We start from the raw sequence: 22492 nt of genomic DNA on the forward strand, positions 1-22492 counted from the left end.
GGCTGGTGAGCGCCCGCCAGAGTCTTGATCAGCGTGGACTTCCCGGCGCCGTTCTGGCCGAGCAGGCAGTGCACCTCTCCGGGCAGCACTTCCAGGTCGACGCCGTCGAGGGCGCGCACTCCGGGGAACTGCTTGACGATCCCGCGCATGAGGAGCAGGGGGTTGGCTTCTGACATGGGGCCTCGCTGGTTCATCATGGGGCCGAGAGGACGTGGTCGCTGCTGAGCCTGGCCGCGCCGACCACGCCGGCGTCGGGTCCGAGCTCCGAGAGCACGATGGGCAGGTTGCCGGTCGCCAGGGGCAGCGACCGGCGGTAGACGACACTTCTGATCTCCGCCAGGAGGACGTGACCCAGCTGGGCCACTCCTCCCGCGATGATCACGAGGCCGGGGTTGAAGAAGCTGACGAGGCCGGCCAGCACCGTGCCGACCCTGCGCCCGCCGTCGCGGATGAGCCGTACCGCCTCGGCGTCGCCCATCTCGGCGGCCTTGGCGACGTCCTCGGCGGTGAGGGTGCCCGTCAGGTCGAGGCGCCGGCTCAGGTAGGCCGAGCGCCCGGCGATGGCCGTGGCCTCCCTGGCGAGGGCGGTCCCGCCGAAGTAGGCCTCCAGGCAGCCGACGTTGCCGCAGGCGCAGACGGGACCCTGGTCGTCGACGCGGATGTGGCCGATGTCGCCGGCGCTGCCGGAGACACCGCGGTAGATCTTGCCGTCCACCACGATGCCGCAGCCGATGCCGGTGCCGATCTTGACGAGCAGGAAGTCGTCCACCTGCCTGGCCAGCCCCGAGTGGAGCTCGCCGAGGGCCATGATGTTGACGTCGTTGTCGACCACGGCGGGGCAGCCAAGGGCCTGGCCGACCGCCTCCCTGACGGGAAAGCGGTCCCAGCCGGGCATGATCGGGGGCGCCACCGGCACCCCCTCGCGGAAGCTGACCGGCCCTGGGAGGCCGATCCCCGCGCCGTACAGCTGGGTGAACAGGCCCTGCTCGCCCAGCTTGGCGATCATCTCCATGGCCTGGTCGAGCACGGCCGCCGGACCGTCGCGCACGTCGCACCGCTCGCTCAGGTGGCCGAGGATCTCCATCTCGCCGTCGGTGACGGCCACGTCGATGGAGGTCGCGCCGATGTCGATCCCGGCGAAGCGGAGATCTCCGGAGATCCGCACCAGGCCGGACCTGCGCCCGCCGCGTGAGGCCGCCAGCCCGGCCTGCTCGGCCAGGCGCAGCTCGACGAGCCGGTCGAGTTCCAGGTTGAGCCGGGAGCGCGACAGGGCGGCCACGTCGCCGAGTTCGGCGCGCGACCGCGCCCCCTCGCGCAGCAGCCGGAGCAACGCGGCCTGGTACGCGTTCTCCGGCCGGACGACGGTCCGCTTCACTACACACCCTCCCTGTTCCGAGCAGGTGTGCAGAAGCTAACCCTCTTTAGACCAGTTTGTGAATCACTTTTACCTAACAGTTCGCCGACTTTTGCCTCAATCGGCAAAAGTCGGCGAACTTGACCATGTCGGGTCAGCTGATCCGGGTGAGCCTCCACTGCTGGTTGGTGGCGGTGCCGCAGGTGGCCTGGGTCAGTTGCGTGCCGTTGGCCGTCGAGGCGCCGGGCACCTCAAGGCAGAGATTGCTGGCGGCCGAGGCGATCCTGTAGGTGCCGTTGGACCCGGCGGTGAACCTCCACTGCTGGTTGGCGGCATTGTGGCAGGTCCACTGGATGATCAGCCCACCCGGCGAGGTGGAGCCGCCGTTCACGTCCAGGCACTTGCTGCTCTGGACTCCGGTGAGGGTGAAGGCGCCGCCGGCCGCGGCGGTGAACCTCCACCGCTGGTTGGTGCCGGTGCCGGCCGTCCACTGGACCACTCTGGCCCCGTCTGCCGTCGACTGGCCCTCGACGTCGGCCGCCTTGGAGCTGTGCGCGGCGACCAGGGTGTAGACGCCGCCGGCCACCGGCCCGGTCGGTCCTCCTGTCGTGTTCAGGGTGAAGGAGTCGAGGTCGAACTGGTTCGCCGCGGAGGGCTTGAACACCAGGAACAGCGGGTGGCTGCCGGACAGCGCCGTCACGGATGTGGCGGCCGTCTGCTGGTAGGTGTCCCAGCCTCCGGTGCTCGGCACGGTCGTGGTGGACAGCAGCTGCCCGGTGGGCGAGTCTGCGCGCAGCTCGATGGTGCCGCCGCCCGACGGCGAGGACAGCCGGTAGGACACCGACGTGATCCCCTGGACGCTCATCGGCGAGAAGGAGATCCAGTCGTTGCCGGAGATGTCCCCGACGCGCTTGCCGGCCTGCGCGCCGGCCTGCTCGACGACCCGGACCCCGGAGGAGCCGGTGAAGTACTCGGCCTGCTTCTGGCGGGGCTGCAGGATCAGGTTGGCGGTGTTGGACAGGCCGCCCGCGTCGGTGTAGGTCGCGGTCAGCACGTAGAAGGTGTTGGCGTCGGCGTCGTGTCCGGAGTTCGTGGTCACGACGGTCCCCGAGCACCCGGTGAACTGGCCCGTGTCATGGCTGTGGGTGTCGTGGCCCAGCGCCGTGACCACCCTGACCTTGGAGCAGTCGATCGTGCCGTCCTCGGGGTCGGTGACGGTCACCGTGTACGGGACCGAGTCACCGAAGTTGATCGTCGTGCCGTCGGGCGGCGAGCCGAACCGTACGACCGGCGCGGTGTTGCCGACCGTGATGGGCACCGTCGCCGAGCCGCTCTTGCCCGACGTGTCGGTGATCGTGAGCTTGGCGGTGTAGGTGCCGTTGGAGGTGTAGGTGAACGAGGGGTTCGCCGCGGTGGAGTCGGTCGAGCCGTTGCTGGTGAAGTCCCACGCGTAGGTGAAGGCGTCGCCGTCGGGGTCGGAGGAGCCGGCCGAGGAGAACTGGACGGTGAGCGGGGCCTGGCCGGAGGTGGGCGTCCCGCCCGCCTTGGCGATCGGGGAGCGTGAGCCGCCGTTGATGTAGTCGATGCGGTAGACGCCGTCGTCGGGGTTGGTGCCGCCGTAGCCGACGCCCCACTCGATCAGGTACATCGCGCCGTCGGGGCCGAACTTCATGTCCAGCGGTGACCTGAACCCGAGGTTGGACAGGAAGCGGTTGGTCTTCAGGACGTTGCCGCTGCCGTCCAGCCGCATCTCCATCAGGTAGTTGCGGCTCCACTCGTAGAAGAACGGGGTGTCGTCGAAGTAGGAGGGGAACTTCGTCTCCGAGGGGTTGGCCGCGTCGTAGTGGTAGAACGGGCCACCCATCGGAGCCGCGCCGCCGCCGTTGCCCATCTCCGGCCACTCGTTCACGAGGTGGTAGTTGTACCAGACGTTGGCGGGCTTGACCGCGGGCAGGTTCGTCATGCCCGTGTTGTTGGGCGAGTTGTTCACCGGCGCCGAGCAGTTGAACTTCGCCCCCGAGGTGTTCGTGGCGAAGTTGTAGTCGTTGAACGGGATGTTGTTGCCCACGCAGTACGGCCAGCCGTAGAAGCCGGGCGACTTGATCAGGTTCCACTCCACGGTGCCCTCGGGCCCGCGGTTGGCGTTGGCCGATCCCGCGTCGGGGCCGTAGTCGGCCGCCGAGATCCAGCCGGTCTCCGAATCCACCGAGAAGCGGAACGGGTTACGGAAGCCCATCGCGTAGATCTCCGGGCGGGTCTGCGCGGTGCCCTGCGCGAACATGTTGCCCGAGGGGATCGTGTAGGTGCCGTTGGTCTCGGGGTGGATCCGCAGGATCTTGCCGCGCAGGTCGTTGGTGTTGGCGCTGGTCTTCTGCGCGTCGAAGTTGGCGCGGCCCGAACGCTCGTCGATCGGCGAGTACCCGTCGGAGGCGAAGGGGTTGATGTCGTCGCCGACGCCGATGTAGAGGTTCCCGCCGGGCCCGAAGGTGAGATACCCGCCGGTGTGCCCCGGCTCGTCGACCCTGGTGGCCGGGATGGCCAGAAGCTTCTTCTCGCTGGACAGATCCAGGCTGTCACCGGCGCTGTTGAGGGTGAACCGGGAGACCTGGTTGATCGCCGCGGAACCGGTGGGCGAGTAGTTGAGGTAGACCCAGCGGTTGGTCGCGAAGTTCGGATCCAGGGCGATGCCGATCAGCCCGTCCTCACCGCCGGTGTAGACGCTCAGCGTGCCGGTGGTCACGATCTGGCCGTTGCTCTTGCGGACCAGCATGAGCTTGCCGGAGCGGGCGATGTAGTAGACGTCGCCGTTGGGGGCGATGTCCAGGCCCATCGGCTGGTCGGGCGCGCCGTCGAGCGTCACCTTCTGGTACCGGTTCCACACGGTGCCGCCGCAGTCGCCCGCGGCGTTGCCGGCCGCCCACTTGACGCCGCCGAGCACGTGCTGGCGGAAGTTGGCCTCGTTGTAGGAGGCGCTCTCGTGGCCCATCGCGGTCGCCCACACGCGCCCGCCCTCGGTGGTGCGGCACCAGGAGATCGGGTGGTCGGGGCCCATCCTGCTGCCGCCGGCGTCGTAGGTGCTCTCGTCGGCGGCGACCAGGACGTGGACGTCGCCGCGCATGTTCTTGCTGAAGTTGTACCACTCCTCGGTACGGACCCAGCGGTCGGGCAGGCCCACGGTGGAGGGGTGCTTCTTGTCCAGGACCTTGGCGGTGCCCTGCAAGATGGACGAGTGCGCGGTCATGTGCGCGCCGCCCAGGACGAGCTGGTCCCACCAGGGGAACTGGGTCTCGACGTTCATGTCGGTGGTGTTGTGGATCGCCACGATCCCACCGCCGTCGTTGACGAACTTCTGGGTGGCCTGACGCTGGGCGTCGTTGTCCCAGACCATGCCGGAGTTCTGCAGCATGATGATCGCGTCGAAGGTGGCCAGGTTCGCGTCGTTGAACGAGGAGGAGTTGGCCGACTGGACGACCTCGAAGTCGTTGGCGGCGGCGAGCTGCTGGACCATCGTGATGCCGGTCGGGATCGAGGCATGCACGTAGTCGGCGGTCTCGGTGAACAGCAGCACCCGGAAGGCGGCCGCCTTCGCGGCTCCCGCGTTCGCCGGAGACATCGACAAACCGGAGACCACGGATAACAAGAGCAGGATCGGGACCATTAAGGCGGTGAGCGGGCGGCGCATGGAATCTCCTGGGGGGGAACGAGAAGGACATGCGAAACGGACCGGGCGGCCTGGGCGGGCATGCCGGAAGATCAGGAGGAAGATGGTGGGCGAGCCGGTTGCGGCACCGGCAGAGTGGTACAAATCTCGAAATCTGCTGATTTCTAGCTTATTTCCTCCTCATTTCAGGATGGTAGGGACGAGTTCTGCCGACCGTCAAGCAAAAGATTGCTCTTGTCAAGCAGAACCTCTCACCCGTACTGCGAAAGCGGCCACGGTCCCCCCGACCCCTTCCGCCCGTCCTACCGGGCAATTCATCTGATTTCCACAACCTCAGCGCACCGTCCGGACCGTTCCACAATCGCCGGAAGTCACCATGAACCTTTCATGTGACGAACCTTCGAGCAGCGAAAAGGGCGCCCCACATCAGTTCGAACAGCAGAAGTGGTTTTTGGTGTTTCGTGGCTGTCCGTTCCTGTACGAGAAGTTTGTCACTCGGTTCGTCACCAAGGAGGCTGCCGCTGGTCGACCCGGTCGGTGGATTGCACAGCTCAGCGGCTTCTTCTCCTGAGGAGCTCTCCTCCTTGTGATCACCTCCCGGAAAGGTGCGCTCGCGATGCGGCCCGCCGCACCGCGCCACCTCGGTTTCCTTGCGTCGCAGCGCCACCACCCCTTTCGGGCGCCGGTCGAGACCGGCGCCCGCTCCGGTGGCAGGCCTGGCGCGTTCCAGGACACCTTCCTGGGGCTCTTCCGCTCCGTGCGGCCGGCAATCGCCGAAAGAGCCGTCCGTCAGGCCGCGTTTCCTCGCTTGAGCGCCCGCCCGATCCGCACGACACGTTCGGCCTGGTGGCGGGCGGCGTTGCGGGTGTCATTGTCGATCGAGCCCAGGTCGGGGCCGAACACCGCGTGGTGTGAGGTGCCGTACGGGTTGCCGTCGACGTACTTGACGGGGTCGGTGTAGCCGGGCGGCGCGATCAGGCCACCGAAGTGGTAGATGCTGTTGTAAATGGCGAGCAAGGTCGACTCGTGCCCACCGTGACGGGTGCCGGTCGAGGTGAAGGCGCTGTAGACCTTGTCGGCCAGCGCATTCGTCTGCCAGAGGGGAGACAACGTGTCGATGAACTGCTTCAGCTGAGCGGCGACGTTGCCGAACCGGGTCGGTGAGCCGAAGATGACGGCGTCCGCCCAAGAGACGTCGTCAAGGCTCGGAGCCGGCACCTCGGCGGTGGCCGCGTGGTGGGCGGCCCAGAGCGGATTCGAGTCGATCACGGTCTGCGGTGCCAGCTCGGGTACTTTGCGGACGCGGACATTCGCACCGGCGGCCTCAGCCGCTTCGGCCATTTCCTTGGCGATCGCCGTTCCGGTGCCCGTCGAGGAGTAGTAGATCACGGCAAGGTTGACGATATCGGACATGGTTGGTCCTCTCTTGTGAAGGGTTCAGGAATTCGTGATGTGCCGGGCGGCTGCGCGGCTGATCTGCGGTATGCGGAAAAAAGCCCGCGGTCGAGGGTTCCGGCCAGTTCGCTCCGATGGGCGAGACCTGGGGAGAAGGGCCGGTCACCCGCGGCATCCGGCCGGGCACGCGGGCGGCACGGTTCACATCGTTGCGTCGTTATTTCCGCGTCTCGGCGTTCCGACGTCTTGCTGAGCGGTCATGGGGTCTGCTGATCCATGACCAACGGATCATGACCTGCATGGCACGCATTTCGTATCCGACGATGTCCCCCTTGGATGTGATCCGCGGTGGCGGGGGCATTCGCACGCCCTCCGGCGAGAACAGCTCGCATCGTCGATGCGGATCCGAACAGGGAACTCTCGGGCATGGTCACCGAGTTCACCCGGACGTCCCTTGACGGTGGTCGTGGTCCAGGCGGTCGTGCGCCCGGCTGCTCAGGCTCCGGCCAGTTTGCGACGATCCGAGAGCGTCGGCAGGTGACCGGTCGTTCCACCGTCGACGTTGATCCGCTGGCCGGTGATGAACTTCGACTCGTCGGACGCGAGGAAAACGACCGCGTTGGCCACATCGGCTTGTTCTCCGACGTACGCGAGCATCTGGGAGTCGAGCACCAGCTTCACCGGCGCGACGTCCTCCAGGGGGTGTGCGCCACCGGGCGCCTCCGGTGCGGCGGGCGGCGGGATCAGCCCCGGAGCCACCGCGTTGCAGCGGATGCCGAGATGGCCGAACGAGGTGGCGATGGACTTCGTCAAGTAGTCGATCGCCGCTTTGCTCGTGCCGTACGAGACCAGCGCGAGGTCTCCGCCTGCGGCCTGAACCGACGAAGTGTTGATGATCGATCCACCCCCGGCTTCGGCCATCAGGGGGATCGCGTGCTTGCTGCCGAGGAAGACGCTGACCATGTTCACCTCCAAGGTCCGCATCAGGTAGTCACGGCTGACACCCACCACGTCGGTGTCCTGTTTGATCCAGTCGCTGCCTACCAATCCGGCGTTGTTCCACAGCACATCGAGCCCGCCGTAGGTCTCCTTGGCGAATGCCACGACTCCTGCGATGTCGTTCTCGACGCTGACGTCACCGCCGTACGGCGCGACGTCGAAGCCCTCCCCCACGAGCTCCTTCGCCCGCTCGTGGACGGACGAAGACAGGTCCATCATCACCACGCGTGCCCCCTCGGCCGCCATGGCCCGCGCTCCCGCGAACCCAAGGCCGCCCGCGGCACCGGTGACGATCGCCACCTTGCCCTTCAAACGGTCCATCTATCTCCTCCTCGCGAAGTAGTTGAAATTTCAGCACCTTCTCCTACGCTAGCATAAGGTGCTGAAATTTCAACTAACTCGTGCGAGGTCGAGATGACGGAGACCCGGTGGCTTGACGAGGAGGAGCAGCGGACGTGGCGCAGCTTCCTGATCGCCAGCAGGCTGTTGTTCGATCGGCTGGAACGAGACCTGAAGGAGGAGGCGGATCTCTCCTTCACCTACTACGAGATCCTCACCCGGCTTTCGGAAGCGCCCGGGCGCTCGATGCGGATGGCCAACCTCGCGGCCGCGTGTGTCTTCGACCGCAGCAGGCTGAGCCACGCGGTCGACCGGCTGGTGCGCGACGGCTGGGTCCGCCGGGTGCCGTCTCCCTCGGACGCGCGTGGCCAGCTGGCGGAACTCACCGACGAAGGCATGGAGCAGGTCCGGCGGGCCGCCCCCCGCCACGCCGAGCAGGTTCGGGCACTCATGTTCGACCGCCTCACCCGTGAGCAGCAAGAGTCCTTGCGGGAGATCAGCGAGGCGCTGGCCACCGGGATGGTCGACGTGCGGAAGCTCATCACGATGGGCTGGCCGTCGCAGTGACGCCCGCGAAGCCTCGGACGGAAGAGCCGGCCCGCGCCGAGGGGATTCACCCCCCGCCCCCTTCGACGCGAAAGAAAAGGGCGCCCTCGAAACGAGAACGCCCTCGAATGTCCGGCCGTCACGACCACGGCGGCCACCGCGGCCGGTACGTGACCGTCAAAGCATGGCCTTCATCGAGGCGGTCGCCTGCCGCCCGAGAGTGGTCGGGGTCAGGTACGGCTGCTCGGCGAGGATCGCCTCCCAGTTGTCCCGGATGTCCTCCACCGTGTGGTCGTCCTGCCGCCAGCCGGGTCCCTCGGCCACGAACACCCGGGCGATCCGGCCGCCGCCGACGCTGAAGACCTCGCCGCTGGTCTCGCAGGCCTCGTGCGCCAGGAAGGTCACCAGGGCGCTGACCCGCTCGGCGGTGAATTTGGCCTCGAACTCGGCGGGCAGGATCTCCTCGGTCATCCGGGTCCAGGCGATCGGCGCGATCGCGTTGGCCTTGATCCCGGCTTTGGCGCCCTCGATACCGAGCGTCTTGGTGAGGCCGACCAGGCCCATCTTGGCGGTGGAGTAGTTGGCCTGGCCGAAGTTGCCGAACAGCCCGGCGGGCGAGGAGGTGTTGATGATCCGGCCGTACCCCTGCTCCTTGAGGTACGGGAACGCCGCCCGGCTGACCAGGAACGAGCCGCGGACGTGGACGGCGAGGACCTGGTCGAACTCCTCGACGCTGATCTTGCCGAAGGACTTGTCCCGCAGGATGCCGGCGTTGTTGACGACGATGTCCAGCCGCCCGTAGGTGTCGATCGCGGTCCCCACGATCGCCTGGGCCCCCTCGGGGGTCGCGACGTTGTCGGTGTTGGCGGTCGCCTCCCCGCCGTTCTTCCTGATCAGCTCGACCACCTCGGCGGCCGGGCCCGCGGAGGCGCCGGTGCCGTCCAGTGCCCCGCCCAGGTCGTTGACCACCACCTTGGCGCCGCGCTCGGCGAGCGACAGCGCGTGCGAGCGGCCGAGTCCGTGCCCGGCGCCGGTGATGACCGCGACCCTGCCGTCAAACCGCAGCTCTGACATCCGCAACCCTCCCACGAGAACATAATTCTAGTCGTTTGAACAATAGCTCGCCCGGCCCTCGTGATGCCATGGGGATCCTCGGGACACCGCCTGCGAAATCACCGGGACGACATCCGCCGAACCATGACGAACCGTCGGCGGGACCTTCCCGGCACCGGTCCGGCCCATGAAAAGAAAGGCGTGGAGTGGTAACAAAAAACGCGTGGGATCATTGCGGATAGTAAGCACACGTGTTAATTTCTGCTAAAGTTTTTGCCCCACACGGGCGAGGGTCAACGACGACACCCCTCACTTTTTCCTAGTACGGCCCCGCCCAATATTTTGGGCTGGAGGCCCTATATGTCCTTATCGCCGCCCCTGCGCGTGGTCCAGTGGGCCACGGGCGCCGTCGGCAGATACTCCCTGCGCAGCGTGATCACCCGGCCGGAGTTCGAACTGGCCGGAGTCCTGGTCTACGACCCGGACAAGGTAGGACAGGACGCGGGGACCCTCGTGGGGCTCCCCGAGGCCGGTGTCACCTGCACCGACGACGTCGAGGAGATTCTCGCCACGGAGGCCGACTGCGTGCTGCACATGCCGCTGCCGGCGTCCTACTTCGGCGGGGAGTATCCGAGCGACGTGGAGACCATCTGCGCACTGCTCGCCGCCGGCAAGAACGTCATCACCACCACCGGGTTCGTGTATCCCAAGTGCTACGGCCCGGGGGTGGTGGAGCGCCTGGAGGCCGCCTGTCGCGCGGGGGGCACGTCCCTGCACGGCACCGGCGTCAACCCCGGTTTCATAAGCGACATCCTGCCGCTCACGCTGACCGGCCTGTCCAGCCGCGTCGACCACATCTACGTCCGGGAGTCGTCCGACTTCCGGGGGCACCCGTCCCGGCAGATCGTGGTGGACCTGTTCGGCTTCACGCGTTCGGCCAAGGACTACGTCGCCGCCGTGCGCCCCTTCCGCGCCTTCCAGCGCTCGCTGTTCGCCGAGAGCGTCCAGTTCGTGGCCGACAACCTCGGTGTGGCCCTCGACGAGGTCGAGGAGAGCGACGAGTTCGAGCTCGCGTCCGAGGAGTTCGAGATCAGCGCGGGGCTGGTCAGGGCGGGCACCGTGTGCGCGTCCCGCTGGATGTTCAGCGGGCTGGTCCGCGGCCGTCCCTTCATGACGGTGGAGTGCGTCTACAAGGCCGACGCCACCCGGGTGGAACGCTGGGCCGATCCCGGCTTCAGCGTCCACATCGAGGGGGTGCCCCAGCTGATGCTCACCGTGGACGAGATCTCGCACGGTCTGGCCGGCGCCGCCGCCCACGCCGTGAACTCCGTCGCCGCCCTCTGCGCCGCCCCACCGGGCATCCGCACCGCGGTGGAGCTCCCCCTGGCCACCGGCCGGGGCACCGTCCGCCTCGCCTGAGGATCCTCCTCGGCCCCCCTCCGAGGCATCCCCCGCGTGGACACTCCACGGCTCCGCCCCGCGGCGGGCCGGACGAGCCGCATGATGAGCCTGAGTACGACAGATAGAAGTCTCATCCACGACAACTGGCATATGTAATGCCATAAGTGAGAAATCGCGGCAATCAACATTTCATTCAACAAACGGATCTGCGGGCCTCCGCGCGTGCGCCAATGCGCCGGCCGGCCGCGACACCTCCGGTTCCCGCGCCGCGTTCCCCCTCCCGCGCCGGCCGCGGCACCCGCGAGGAACGCTCCGGCGCGGACGTCCCCCGCGAGATCGGCCGGAGGGTTCCCGCGGGATCAGGAGGGATCGAGAGGGGTCAGGGGTGCGGGGTGAAGCGCCCGAAGCGGCCCTGGTGATACAGGAGCGGGCGTCCGCCGGGTTCGAGGCTGGTCTCGATCACGAGTCCGACGACCAGGACGTGGTCGCCGATGTCGACGGTGGAGTGGGGAGCGCAGATCAGGTGGGCCGAGACGCCCTCCAGCAGCGGGACGCCCAGGTGCCCGGGGGTCCAGGAGGTGGGGGCGGCGAAGCGGTCGACGCCCTTCCTGGCGAAGCGCGAGGCCACCTCGGCCTGGTCGCTGGCCAGCACGTTCACCGCGAAGTGGTCCGCCTGCCTGAGCCAGGGCCAGGTGGTCGAGGACTGGTCCACGTAGAAGGAGACCAGCGGGGGCGCGAGGCTGACGGATGAGAACGAGGTCGCCGTGAGGCCGACCGGCATGCCCTCGACCTGAGCGGTGACGACGACGACTCCCGCCGCGTGGACGGCAAGCGCCTGCCGGAAACGCTCCGCGTCGACCGCTCTGCCGGACAGTGTCTCGGTCATGCCGCCTCGCTTAGGACTGTGTGGGTTACTGTGAAGATGATCCACTTGGTCACTTTTTCCCCTTTAAGGAACAAAGGACACTACTCAAAACCCGTAGGGGTCTCTATCTCTTCCCGCGTCACGCGAGAGCCCTTTTCCCGAGTGCCGCGATCACCTGCGGGCCGACCCGGTCGGCCCAGGGACCGAGGGCGGCGTCGAGGTCGGGAATCTGCGACTCCAGCAGCGCGAGGCCCGGGGTGGGCACCGTCGCCCCCAGCTCCACCAGCAGCGGGCGGAAATGGACCTCCACCGCCAGCGAGTGCCTGGCGTCCCCCATCACCAGGAGCGGCAGCGCGACGGCCGAGGCGAGCGCGCCGCCCGGCAGCCGGTCGAGGAACACCTTGAGCAGGCCGGTGTAGGTGGCCTTGTAGGTCGGGCTCGCCACCACCAGCACGTCGGCTCCGGCCACCAGTTCCAGCGCGGCCCTCACCTCCGGCGCCGTCCCCGGGGCGAACAGCAGCGGGGCCAGGGCCGCCAGGTCGACGACCTCGGGAGCCTCCCCGTCCCCGATCCGCCGGGCGACGGCCTCCGCCGCCCGGACGGCCACCCCGTGGGTGCGCGATCCGGGCCGCGGATTTCCCACCACGGTCACGATGCTCATGAGGCCACCGGCGCTTCCTGGTCGACGTCGGAACGGAGAAGCTTCCACACCTCGTGTCGGTACTCCCCGAAGCGGGAACCGCCCCTCGGATCTCCCTCGCGGGGGCCGAGATCCACCTCGACGGTCCGCCCGATCCGGCCGGGCCGGGACGTCATGACCGCGACCCTCCGGCCGAGGTAGACGGCCTCGTCGATGCTCCGGGTGGCGAACAGGATCGTCGTACCGGTCCTCTCCCAGATCCGCACCAGTTCCTCCTGGAGGGACTCCCTGGTCCCGGCGTCCAGCGCGGAGAACGGCTCGTCCAGCAGCAGCACGGCCGGATCCGCGGCCAGGCTCCTGGCGACGGCCACGCGCTGGGGCATCCCGAGGGAGAGCTCGTGGGGATAACGGTCACCGAACTCGCCCAGCCCCACCAGGTCCAGATACTCCCTGGCCAGCTCGGCGCGCTCCCCCTTCGTGGCGGCCCTGCCCTCCAGCGCGAACTCGATGTTGGACAGTGCCGTGCGCCAGGGGAACAACGCGTACTGCTGCAGGACGATCCCCCGGCCGAGACCGGGGCCGTCGAGGGGGACGCCGTCCAGCAGGATCCGGCCGGTGGTCGGCGCGGCCAACCCGGCGATCAGGTCGAGGAGGGTGGACTTGCCGCAGCCGCTCGGCCCGACCAGGGTGAGGAGCTCTCCCTCCCGTACGTCGAGGTTGACGTCGTCGAGGGCGGCGAAGGAGCGGTGGGTGTCGCGGCCGGTGAACTCCTTGCCGACCCCCTGGATCCGGAGCCTCACCGGACACCTCCCGGAAAGGCGCGGGCGGGGATGACGGGACCGGCGAGGAGGGGGATGGGGACATGTCTGATCATGATCACGAGATGCGTCCTATGCGTCCTGTGAGGTGTGGGATGGGACGGCGGGTGGATTCATGATCACGGACACTGTGCGCTGAACACGCGGCAGAGGTCGACGTGCGCGCACCGAGTCAGATAGATGCCCATACCGGAGAAGCTACGCACCACTTCGCGGTAAGTCAATATTTCCTACTGGTTGTACATGGAATACCTCGGCGGAGCGGGTGCCCTCACGGCCGGGGTCCCGTACCGTCGAAGCATGAAGCTGGAAAAGGAGATCTCCGGCGGCGGTCGCTTCGAGAGGCAGCCGAACCGGTTCACGACGCGGATCGAGGCGGGCGGCGAGCACCCGCCGGAGCCCGGCCGCTACCAGATCTACGCCTCCTACGCCTGCCCGTGGGCGCACCGCTCCCTCATCGTCCGTGAGCTGCTGGGCCTGCGGGAGGTGGTCGGGGTGACGATCGTCGACCCGATCAGGGACGAGAAGGGCTGGCGGATCCCCGGGGGCGACCCGGTGACCGGGGTGGAGTACCTCTCCGAGCTCTACCTGGCGACCGACCCCGGCTACGAGGGCCGCTACACGGTGCCCTGCGTCTGGGACGTCGCCGCCGGGCGCCTGGTCACCAACGACTACCCGCAGATCACCCTCACCCTGGAAACGGCCTTCGCGCCCTGGCACGCCGAGGGCGCCCCCGACCTCTATCCCGAGGAACTGCGCGAGGAGATCGACGCGCTCAACGAGGTGATCTTCCACGGCCTCAACAACGGCGTCTACCGGGCCGGGTTCGCCCGCTCGCAGGAGGCGTACGACGAGGCGGTCACCGAGGTGTTCGCCACGCTCGACCTGCTGGAGGAGCGGCTGTCCACCCGCCGATATCTGCACGGCGACGCGCTCACCGAGAGCGACGTGCGGCTCTACCCGACGCTCGCCAGGTTCGACGCCGTCTACAACTCGCACTTCAAGTGCTCGGTGCGGCGGCTGACCGACCACCCGGCCCTGTGGGCCTACGCCCGCGGCCTGTACGCCGTTCCCGCGTTCCGCGACACGACCGACTTCGATCAGATCAAGCGGCATTACTTCGTGACGCAGACGAACGTCAACCCGAGCGGGATCGTGCCCCGGGGGCCGGAGGTCGACTGGACCGCTCCCTGAGACGGACTCCGGGAGGGCCTGAAAGTTTCATCCGACAAATCGGTCATTCACCCGGTCGGCGGGTGGTCGGGGAGAGTGACCGGTTGACGGTGGGTGAAACGCGCTGGAAACATCGGGCACCCAGGTTGTGGGAGCGCTCCCACTTGGATCCCTCTGACGGGGATCCTCGGACCCAAGCTCCCGCAACCTGGCACCTCCCCCGCTCAAAGGACCCCCCGTGATCAGACCACCTGCCTGGCTCGCCCTCGCCACGGCCGCCGCCCTGGTGACCCTGACCCCCCTGCCCGCCGCCGCGGACGGCCCGGAACAGATCGTCAACGGCACCTTCGACACCGGCACGGCTCCCTGGTGGAGCACCGGCAACACCGCGCTGGAGGTCGAGGGCGGCCGTCTGTGCGCCGACATCCCCGGCGGCACCGCCAACCCCTGGGACGTCATCATCGGCCAGAACGACATCCCCCTGGTCAAGGACGAGACGTACGAGTTCTCCTTCTTCGGGACCGCCACGCCGGGCCGGGTGGCCAAGGCCCTCGTCCAGCTCCCGGTCGACCCCTACACGCAGTACCTGTCGGCCAACCCGGAGCTGAGCGTGTCCGGCAACGACTACCGCTACACCTTCACCTCGCCCGTGGACCTGCCGGGCGCGCAGGTGGCGTTCCAGCTTGGGGGCAGCGCCACCCCATGGAGGTTCTGCGTGGACAACGTCTCCCTCAAGGGCGGGGCCGAACCCGACGTCTACGAACCGGACACCGGGCCCCGCGTCCGGGTGAACATGGTCGGCTACCTGCCCTCGGGGCCGAAGAACGCCACCCTCGTCACCGAGAAGACGGAGCCGGTCGCCTGGAAGCTCAGGCGCGGCGGGGAGGGCGGGGAGGTCGTCGCCGAGGGCGACACCGTCCCGCGCGGCGTCGACGGGAGCTCCGGCCAGAACGTGCACTCGATCGACTTCGGCACGGTCACCGCCCCCGGCACCGGCTACACGCTGGAGGCCGACGGCGAGACCAGCCGCCCCTTCGACATCGGCGCGGACGTCTACGGCGACCTCAGGACCGACGCGCTGAAGTTCTACTACACCCAGCGCAGCGGCATCCCGATCCTCGACGAGCTCCGCCCCGGCTACGGAAGGCCCGCCGGCCACGTCGGGGTCGCCCCCAACCGGGGCGACGTCGAGGTGCCCTGCCAGCCGGGCGTCTGCGACTACACGCTGAACGTCAAGGGCGGCTGGTACGACGCGGGCGACCACGGCAAGTACGTCGTCAACGGCGGCATCTCCGTCCACCAGCTGATGTCCGCCTTCGAGCGCGCCAAGGCCGACGGCGTCCACAAGGACGGCGACCTCGACATCCCCGAGAGCGGCAACGAGGTGCCCGACATCCTCGACGAGGCCCGCTGGGAACAGGAGTTCCTGCTCAGCATGCAGGTCCCCGACGGCAAGCCGTACGCGGGGATGGCCCACCACAAGATCCACGACGCCGCGTGGACCGGCCTGCCCCTGCTGCCCCACCTGGACCCCCAGCCACGCGAGCTGCACCCGGTCTCCACCGCCGCCACCCTCAACCTGGCCGCCACCGCGGCCCAGGCGGCCCGCCTCTTCGCCCCATACGACGCCGCGTTCGCCGCGCGCAACCTCGCGGCGGCCAGGAAGGCGTGGGCGGCGGCGAAGGCGAACCCCGCGCGGTACGCGGACCCGGCGGACGGGGTGGGCGGCGGCGCCTACAACGACGACAACGTGACCGACGAGTTCTACTGGGCCGCCGCCGAGCTCTATCTCGCCACCGGCGAGAAGGAGTTCATGGACTACGTGCTCGCCTCACCGCACCACACCGGCGACATCTGGCGCGAGCGCGGCTTCGACTGGGGCAACACCGCCCAGCTCGGCCGCCTGCAGCTGGCCTCCGTGCCCAGCGCGCTCCCCGACCGGGCGCGGGTGCGCCAATCCGTCCTGGAGGGCGCGGACAAGTATCTCGCCGTCCAGAAGGCCCACCCGTACGGCGTTCCGTACAACCCGCCGGACTACGACTGGGGCTCCAACAACCTGGTGCTCAACAACATGGTCGTGATGGCCGTCGCCCACGACCTGAGCGGCGAGGCGAAATACCGCGACGGGGTGCTGGAGGGGCTCGACTACATCTTCGGGCGCAACGCCCTCAACCAGTCGTACGTGACCGGCTACGGCGAGGTCGCCTCGAAGAACCAGCACAGCCGCTGGTACGCCCACCAGCTCGACCCGTCCCTGCCCAACCCGCCGCGCGGCACCCTGGCCGGGGGCCCGAACTCCGCCATCCAGGACCCGGTGGCGCAGGCCAAGCTCCGGGGCTGCAAGCCCCAGTTCTGCTACATCGACGACATCGAGTCGTGGGCCACCAACGAGCTGACGATCAACTGGAACTCCCCGCTCTCCTGGATCGCCTCCTACCTCGCCACCCCCGCCGCCCCCGGCCCGTGCGAGGTCGCCTACACCAACCACGGCCAGTGGACCGGGGGGTTCACCACCCAGGTCACCATCACCAACACCGGCCCCAAGGCGATCGACGGCTGGACCCTCAGCTGGTCCTTCCTGGGCGGCCAGGCCGTCCGGAGACACTGGAGCGCGGACCTCGGCCAGGACGGCGCGACCGTGACGGCCAGGAACCTCACCTGGAACAAGACCATCAAGCCCGGCGGCTCGGTCACCTTCGGCTTCCTCGGCGCCGACGCCCCCGGACCCAACCCCAGACCGGAACGCTTCCTCCTCAACGGCACCCTCTGCACGTGACCGGCGCGGCTTGACGCCGTACGCCCATAATCGGAGGCCCGAGCCGGTGACCTGCGGTTACCGATCTCGGCGTATCGCGGATTATATAATCGATGACATATAGCCTCACGCTCCGTGAGGCTATATGTCATCGAGCCCGAGATCCGATCTTGGCTTGAGTCGCTGTCCGAGCGCGACTACGTGAAGGTCGAAGCCCTGGCCGATCTCCTCTCCGAACAGGCCGAGACGCTCGACGAGCCGTACTCCAAGCACGTTGGCGGCAAAGTGTGTGAGCTGCGCCTCTCGCTCACACGCCGTCAGGTCAGGATCACCTACTGGCTCGCTCCCCGCCGGCGCATCATCCTTCTCACCGTCTTCACCAAGACACGCCGCAGGGAGACCGGTCGGATTGAACGCGCTCGTCGAGCACAGGTCGAATGTGAGAATCTTCATGTGGTCGCCTCGGAGGTCTACGACCGCGTCTGGAAGGACTGAGTGGGGCATGGCTCACAGCACGTGGGAGCGGACGGGCGCCGAGCGCCGGGCCGACGCCTACCAGGAGGCCCGCGAGGCGTTGCTTCTGGGGCAGCAGGTCTACAACCGCCGGACGGAACTCGGCCTTTCGCAAGCCGAGCTGGCCGAGCGGGCCGGGATGACCCAACCGCAGGTGTCCCGCCTGGAAACAGGGGGGGTCACCCCGACGCTGGCACTGCTCCGGCGCCTGGCGAAAGCGCTGGACGCCGACTTGAACGTCACCTTCACCCCCCACGCGGCCGCCTGACGCCGCTCCCGGGGGACAGGGGCGGTGGGCGCCCTAAACTGGGGGCGTGATCGAGGACATCCGGGTGGATCCCGCCGTCAGCATGCTCAGGCCCGACTTCGGGGTGCTGCTGATGGAGGTGTACGGGCTGCGCAACGGGCCCACGGACGACAGGTCGCGGGCCTGGCTGGCGGAGGCGGCGGAGAAGGCCGTGGCGGTCGACGACCCGAGGATCGAGGCGTGGCGGGAGGCCTACCGGGGGTTCGGGGCGAAGCCGCAGCGGACCAGGCCGTCGGTGGACGCGCTGGTCAGGCGGATGCCGCCGCCGGAGATCAACCGGGCGGTCGACGCCTACAACGCGATCAGCATCAGGCACGGCCTGCCGATCGGCGGGGAGGACCTGGCCCGCTACGAGGGGACGGCGAGGCTGGTGCGCGCGAGCGGCGACGAGCCGTTCGAGGTGATCGAGAAGGGCGAGCCCGCGATCGACCACCCGGAGGCCGGCGAGGTCGTCTGGCGCGACGACATGGGCGTCACCTGCCGCCGCTGGAACTGGCGGCAGTGCGTCCGCACCCGGATCACCGAGGAGACGACGGACGCGCTGTTCCTGCTGGAGCGGCTCGCCCCCCTGTCCCTGGAGGAGCTGCGCGCGGCCGGGGACGACCTGGCCGGGCTGCTCGAAGATGTCACCCCGGGGATACGGGTGGAGTCCCGGCTGGTCTGGCCGGGCTGATCATGCCTGCCACATCGGGCTGACCAGGGCCTGAGCGGGTAAACAGTTACCCGGTTGCTGACCGTTTTAACCCATGCTGAGAGGATCGGCAAGGAAGCTGTCGTCAGACTGGCGCAGGTCCGAGCCGAGGCGAGTAGCCTTGGACAGGTTCTCTATCATCAACGCCGATCTGCGGAAGAGGGCGATTTCCGCCGTGTCGTCTGAGTCGTCGCGGACAAACCCGCTGGCAGCCTTTGGTCAGAACGAATGGCTTGTCGACGAGCTGTACCAGAAGTACCTCCAGGACCCCGAGTCGGTCGACCGGGCCTGGTGGAACTTCTTTGCCGACTACAGCCCTGATTCGGGGTCCGGCCGTGCCGCACCCCCGGGGGCGGCTGCCGCCGCGCCCGCTCCACCGACCCCCGCTGCGCCCTCGGCCACCCCGGCTGCGGCTCAGGCCACCCCGGCCCCCGCGGCGACGACCCCAGCGCCGACGGCGGCCAAGCCCGCCCCGGCGGCCCAACCCAAGCAGGAGACGCAGTTGCCCGCCGCCGCCGGTGCCGAGGAAGTCCGACTACGCGGCGCCGCCGCCAGGACAGCGGCCAACATGGAGGCCAGCCTCGTCGTGCCGACGGCGACCAGCGTGCGCGCGGTCCCGGCGAAGCTGCTCATCGACAACCGGATCGTGATCAACAACCACCTGTCGCGCGGTCGCGGCGGCAAGGTGTCGTTCACGCATCTCATCGGCTACGCGGTGATCAAGGCCCTCAAGGTCCTGCCGGAGATGAACCACTCCTACACCGAGGTCGACGGCAAGCCGGTGCTGGTCAAGCCCGAGCACGTCAACCTGGGCCTGGCCATCGACGTCGCCAAGAGCGACGGCACCCGCCAGCTCCTGGTCCCGTCGATCAAGGCGACCGAGGGGATGGACTTCCGCCAGTTCTGGGTCGCGTACGAAGAGGTCGTGCGCAAGGCCAGGGCGGGCAAGCTGGGCGTCGACGACTTCAGCGGCACGACGATCTCGCTGACCAACCCGGGCACCATCGGCACCGTGCACTCGGTGCCGCGCCTGATGCCGGGGCAGGGCACGATCATCGGCGTCGGCGCGATGGAGTACCCCGCCGAGTACCAGGGGGCCTCCCCCGACACGCTCTCCCGCCTCGCGGTGAGCAAGGTGATGACGGTCACCAGCACCTACGACCACCGCATCATCCAGGGCGCCCAGTCGGGTGACTTCCTGCGGCAGGTCCACCGGCTGCTGCTCGGCGAGGACGGCTTCTACGACGAGATCTTCGAGGCCCTTCGGATCCCGTACGAGCCGATCCGCTGGGTCCAGGACATCTCAACCACCCACGACGACGACGTGGCGAAGTCGGCCCGGGTCATCGAGCTGATCCACGCCTTCCGGGTCCGCGGCCACCTCATGGCCGACACCGACCCGCTGGAGTACAAGCAGCGCAAGCACCCCGACCTCGACATCAAGTCGCACGGCCTCACCCTGTGGGACCTGGAGCGCGAGTTCGCCACCGGCGGCTTCGGCGGCCGGCCCCTGATGAAGCTGCGCGACATCCTCGGCGTGCTGCGTGACTCCTACTGCCGCACCATCGGCGTCGAGTACATGCACATGCAGAACCCCGAGGAGCGGGCCTGGATCCAGGCCCGCATCGAGCGGCCGCACGCCAAGCCCGACCGCGAGGAGCAGCTGCGCGTCCTGGAGCGGCTGAACACCGCCGAGGCGTTCGAGACGTTCCTGCAGACGAAGTTCGTCGGGCAGAAGCGCTTCTCGCTGGAGGGCGGCGAGTCGCTGATCCCGCTGCTCGACTCGGTGCTGAGCGCCGCGGCCGAGGAGCGGCTCGACGAGGCCGTGGTCGGCATGGCCCACCGCGGCCGCCTCAACGTGCTGGCCAACATCGTCGGCAAGTCGTACGGGCAGATCTTCGGCGAGTTCGAGGGCAACATCGACCCGCGCAGCGCCCACGGCTCCGGCGACGTGAAGTACCACCTGGGCGCCAGCGGCGACTTCGTCTCGCCCGACGGCTCCAAGCTCAAGACCTCGGTTGTGGCCAACCCCTCCCACCTGGAGACGGTCGACCCGGTCCTGGAGGGTGTGGTCCGCGCCAAGCAGGACCTCCTGGAGCGCGGCGAGGAGGGCTTCACCGTCCTGCCGGTGCTCGTGCACGGCGACGCGGCCTTCGCCGGCCAGGGTGTGGTGGCCGAGACGCTCAACCTGTCGCAGCTGCGGGGCTACCGCACCGGCGGCACCGTGCACATCGTGGTCAACAACCAGGTCGGCTTCACCACCAGCCCGGCCAGCTCGCGCTCCAGCGTGTACGCCACCGACGTGGCCCGGATGATCCAGGCCCCGATCTTCCACGTCAACGGCGACGACCCCGAGGCCGTGGTCCGGGTCGGCAAGCTGGCGTTCGAGTACCGCCAGGCGTTCCGCAAGGACGTGGTGATCGACCTCATCTGCTACCGGCGCCGGGGGCACAACGAGGCCGACAACCCGGGCTTCACCCAGCCGCTGATGTACGACCTGATCGACGCCAAGCGCTCCACCCGCAAGCTCTACACCGAGGCGCTGATCGGCCGGGGCGACATCACGGTGGAGGAGGCCGAGGGCGCGCTCCGCGACTACCAGGCCAAGCTGGAGAACGCCTTCGCCGAGACCCGCGCGGCGGCCAAGGACCCGACGGGCGAGTTCTCCCGCCCGGTGGACATGGAGAACGTCCCCTGGTCGCACGAGGACGTCAAGACGGCCGTCTCCGAGGAGACCGTCAAGCGGATCGTGGAGACCCAGCTCAACATGCCCGAGGGCTTCACCGTCCACCCGCGCCTGCTGCCGGTGCTGCAGCGCCGCGGGCAGATGGTCGCCGAGGACCACATCGACTGGGGCATGGGCGAGACCCTGGCCTTCGGGTCGCTGCTGATCGACGGCCACCCGGTCCGCCTCGTCGGCCAGGACTCGCGGCGCGGCACGTTCACCCAGCGGCACGCCGTGCTGGTCGACCGCGTCACGGGCGAGGAGCACACCCCGCTCAAGACGTTCAACCAGGGCACCACGAAGTTCTACGTCTACGACTCCCTGCTGAGCGAGTACGCCGCGCTCGGCTTCGAGTACGGCTACAGCGTGGAGCGGCCCGAGGCACTGGTCGCCTGGGAGGCGCAGTTCGGCGACTTCGTCAACGGCGCCCAGTCGATCATCGACGAGTACCTCACGTCGGGCGAGCAGAAGTGGGGCCAGCGCTCCGGCGTCACCCTGCTGCTGCCGCACGGCTACGAGGGGCAGGGGCCCGACCACTCCTCGGCCCGCATCGAGCGCTTCCTGCAGATGTGCGCCCAGGACAACATGACCGTGGCGCAGCCCACACTGCCGGCCAACTACTTCCACCTGCTGCGCTGGCAGACGCTGTCGAACCGGCACCGCCCGCTGGTGGTGTTCACGCCCAAGTCGCTGCTGCGGCACAAGGCGGCGATCTCGGCGGTCGGCGACTTCACCTCGGGGTCGTTCCAGCCGGTGCTGGGCGACACCACGGCTCCCCCGGCCGGCGTCCGCAAGGTCGTGCTGGTCTCCGGCAAGCTCTACTACGACCTGGCGGCGGCCCGTGACAAGCAGGGCCGCAACGACGTGGCGATCATCCGCCTCGAGCGGCTCTACCCGTTCCCCGCCGACCCGTTGGAGGCCGAGCTGAGCCGCTACGCCGCCGACATCGAGCTGGTGTGGGCGCAGGACGAGCCGCTCAACATGGGTCCGTGGCCGTTCCTGGCTCTCAAGATGGCCGAGAACCCGGGGGTCTTCGGCGGGCGTTCGATCAAGCGGGTCTCCCGCAAGGCCAACTCCTCGCCGGCGACCGGCTCGCACTCCACCCACGAGGCGGAGCTGCAGCAGATGCTGGGCGAGATCTTCAACTAGGCGACCGGCCCCGGCCGGTCCGCGCAGGCATCACCACGGAAGTCCCCCGCAGGAGCCTCTGCGGGGGACTTCCCCGTTTGTCGCGAGCGTCATCACGAGGTCGCGAGC

General features: G+C 68.6%; 17 protein-coding genes. 8 read left to right on the top strand and 9 right to left on the bottom strand.

What is annotated here, in order from left to right:
- The 5 genes from ACTOQ3_RS38155 to ACTOQ3_RS38175 form a co-directional block, all read right to left on the bottom strand.
- The coding region (locus ACTOQ3_RS38155; protein ID WP_440088530.1) for an ATP-binding cassette domain-containing protein at positions 1–197 on the bottom strand (197 nt) is incomplete at its 3' end.
- A complete protein-coding gene (locus ACTOQ3_RS38160) occupies positions 194–1375 on the bottom strand; it encodes an ROK family protein (RefSeq protein WP_440088531.1) in 1182 nt (393 codons plus the stop codon). The genes ACTOQ3_RS38160 and ACTOQ3_RS38155, both read right to left, overlap by 4 nt.
- Positions 1376–1508: 133 nt before the next feature.
- On the bottom strand, positions 1509–4967 hold the full coding sequence (locus ACTOQ3_RS38165) for a ThuA domain-containing protein (RefSeq protein WP_440088533.1): 3459 nt from the start codon (positions 4965–4967) through the stop codon (positions 1509–1511).
- A gap of 837 nt (positions 4968–5804) precedes the next feature.
- On the bottom strand, positions 5805–6428 hold the full coding sequence (wrbA, locus tag ACTOQ3_RS38170) for an NAD(P)H:quinone oxidoreductase (protein WP_440088535.1): 624 nt from the start codon (positions 6426–6428) through the stop codon (positions 5805–5807).
- Between the two features lie 477 nt (positions 6429–6905).
- Complete coding sequence (locus tag ACTOQ3_RS38175; protein ID WP_440088537.1) at positions 6906–7709, bottom strand: SDR family NAD(P)-dependent oxidoreductase; 804 nt, start codon at positions 7707–7709, stop codon at positions 6906–6908.
- A gap of 114 nt (positions 7710–7823) precedes the next feature.
- Here ACTOQ3_RS38175 and ACTOQ3_RS38180 point away from each other — a divergent pair, with 114 nt between their 5' ends.
- On the top strand, positions 7824–8315 hold the full coding sequence (locus tag ACTOQ3_RS38180) for a MarR family winged helix-turn-helix transcriptional regulator (protein ID WP_440088538.1): 492 nt from the start codon (positions 7824–7826) through the stop codon (positions 8313–8315).
- A gap of 156 nt (positions 8316–8471) precedes the next feature.
- Here the strand turns inward: ACTOQ3_RS38180 and ACTOQ3_RS38185 are convergent, their stop codons facing one another.
- Positions 8472–9368, bottom strand: a complete 897-nt coding sequence (locus tag ACTOQ3_RS38185; protein ID WP_440088539.1) for an SDR family oxidoreductase — start codon at positions 9366–9368, stop codon at positions 8472–8474.
- A 339-nt stretch (positions 9369–9707) separates the two neighbouring features.
- Here ACTOQ3_RS38185 and ACTOQ3_RS38190 point away from each other — a divergent pair, with 339 nt between their 5' ends.
- Positions 9708–10766 carry an NAD(P)H-dependent amine dehydrogenase family protein gene (locus ACTOQ3_RS38190; protein ID WP_440088540.1) on the top strand — a complete coding sequence of 353 codons (1059 nt, stop codon included), beginning with the start codon at positions 9708–9710 and terminating at the stop codon, positions 10764–10766.
- Positions 10767–11127: 361 nt separating this feature from the next.
- On the opposite strand, the gene ACTOQ3_RS38195 is transcribed toward ACTOQ3_RS38190, so the two are convergent.
- From ACTOQ3_RS38195 to ACTOQ3_RS38205, 3 genes are all read right to left on the bottom strand, one after another.
- Positions 11128–11634 (bottom strand): flavin reductase family protein, encoded by a 507-nt coding sequence (locus tag ACTOQ3_RS38195; protein ID WP_440088541.1) that lies wholly within the window; start codon positions 11632–11634, stop codon positions 11128–11130.
- A gap of 118 nt (positions 11635–11752) precedes the next feature.
- Complete coding sequence (locus tag ACTOQ3_RS38200) at positions 11753–12274, bottom strand: NADPH-dependent FMN reductase (protein ID WP_440088542.1); 522 nt, start codon at positions 12272–12274, stop codon at positions 11753–11755.
- Positions 12271–13053 (bottom strand): ABC transporter ATP-binding protein, encoded by a 783-nt coding sequence (locus tag ACTOQ3_RS38205; RefSeq protein ID WP_440088543.1) that lies wholly within the window; start codon positions 13051–13053, stop codon positions 12271–12273. The genes ACTOQ3_RS38200 and ACTOQ3_RS38205 overlap by 4 nt, the downstream gene beginning before the upstream one ends.
- 318 nt (positions 13054–13371) lie before the next feature.
- Here ACTOQ3_RS38205 and ACTOQ3_RS38210 point away from each other — a divergent pair, with 318 nt between their 5' ends.
- From ACTOQ3_RS38210 to ACTOQ3_RS38235, 6 genes are all read left to right on the top strand, one after another.
- Positions 13372–14265 carry a glutathione S-transferase family protein gene (locus tag ACTOQ3_RS38210; RefSeq protein WP_440088545.1) on the top strand — a complete coding sequence of 298 codons (894 nt, stop codon included), beginning with the start codon at positions 13372–13374 and terminating at the stop codon, positions 14263–14265.
- A gap of 217 nt (positions 14266–14482) precedes the next feature.
- The gene (locus tag ACTOQ3_RS38215; RefSeq protein WP_440088546.1) at positions 14483–17020 is read left to right on the top strand and encodes a glycoside hydrolase family 9 protein; all 2538 of its coding nucleotides are present in this window, start codon (positions 14483–14485) and stop codon (positions 17018–17020) included.
- 114 nt (positions 17021–17134) lie between these two features.
- Positions 17135–17494: a type II toxin-antitoxin system RelE/ParE family toxin gene (locus ACTOQ3_RS38220; protein WP_440088547.1), complete on the top strand. Its 360-nt coding sequence runs from the start codon at positions 17135–17137 to the stop codon at positions 17492–17494.
- A gap of 7 nt (positions 17495–17501) precedes the next feature.
- Complete coding sequence (locus ACTOQ3_RS38225) at positions 17502–17780, top strand: helix-turn-helix domain-containing protein (RefSeq protein ID WP_362846078.1); 279 nt, start codon at positions 17502–17504, stop codon at positions 17778–17780.
- Between the two features lie 46 nt (positions 17781–17826).
- The gene (locus ACTOQ3_RS38230) at positions 17827–18492 is read left to right on the top strand and encodes a B3/B4 domain-containing protein (protein WP_440088548.1); all 666 of its coding nucleotides are present in this window, start codon (positions 17827–17829) and stop codon (positions 18490–18492) included.
- Positions 18493–18685: 193 nt separating this feature from the next.
- The gene (locus ACTOQ3_RS38235) at positions 18686–22384 is read left to right on the top strand and encodes a multifunctional oxoglutarate decarboxylase/oxoglutarate dehydrogenase thiamine pyrophosphate-binding subunit/dihydrolipoyllysine-residue succinyltransferase subunit (RefSeq protein ID WP_440088550.1); all 3699 of its coding nucleotides are present in this window, start codon (positions 18686–18688) and stop codon (positions 22382–22384) included.
- Positions 22385–22492 lie beyond the last annotated feature (108 nt).

Origin of the sequence: Streptosporangium sp. LJ11, assembly GCF_051918945.1 — a bacterium.
GTDB lineage: Bacteria > Actinomycetota > Actinomycetes > Streptosporangiales > Streptosporangiaceae > Streptosporangium.